At 41.6% G+C, this 645-nt stretch carries 1 protein-coding gene; it reads left to right on the forward strand.

Annotated elements, in window-relative coordinates; all coding sequences use genetic code 11:
- Window positions 1–19: 19 nt before the first annotated feature.
- Window positions 20–598: a DUF4292 domain-containing protein gene (locus AB5935_RS26785; protein WP_004322450.1), complete on the forward strand. Its 579-nt coding sequence runs from the start codon at window positions 20–22 to the stop codon at window positions 596–598.
- Window positions 599–645 lie beyond the last annotated feature (47 nt).

The raw sequence follows: 645 nt of genomic DNA on the forward strand, positions 1-645 counted from the left end.
AGAAGAAATATATTGCGGAATGAAAAGAATCATTTATCTACTGTTGTTGGTGGTAGTGGTGTTGGCCGGCTGTAAGAGTTCGAAGCACTTGGCAACCTCGGAAACAAAGACTTCAACAAAGGCTCCGACATCCAGTTACCTGGCTTCCAGGCTTCAGTTGACCATTCCCGGCAAGAAGGGAAGTATGTCTGTAGGGGGAACCATGAAGATGAAAACTCATGAGCGGGTACAAATCTCCTTATTGATGCCTATTCTGCGTACGGAAGTGGCACGTATAGAAGTTACTCCCGATGAAGTTTTATTGGTAGACAGGATGAATAAACGCTTTGTTCGTGCCACTAAAGCTGAATTGAAAAATGTATTGTCGAAGAATGTGGAGTTTTCCCGTTTGGAAAAGATATTGATGGATGCCTCTCTTCCTGGTGGAAAGACAGAGCTGACAGGAAAAGATATAGGAATTCCTTCATTAGAAAAGGCTAAAGTCCAACTTTATGAGTTTTCCACACAAGAGTTTTCAATGACTCCGACGGAACTGACGTCCAAATACAACCAGATTCCCTTGGAAGAATTAGTAAAAATGCTGGTAGCTTTATTATGATGAAACGTTTCTTTGTTATTCTAATCAGTTGCCTTTGGTTGGCAGTT

Source organism: Phocaeicola sp. RTP21198st1_B8_RTP21198_201120 (genome assembly GCF_040929485.1).
GTDB classification, from domain to species: domain Bacteria; phylum Bacteroidota; class Bacteroidia; order Bacteroidales; family Bacteroidaceae; genus Phocaeicola; species Phocaeicola dorei.

Coding starts and splice junctions, on each gene's coding strand:
- AB5935_RS26785 (WP_004322450.1), top strand. CDS start 20: ATGAAAAGAATCATTTATCTACTGTTGTTGGTGGTAGTGGTGTTGGCC.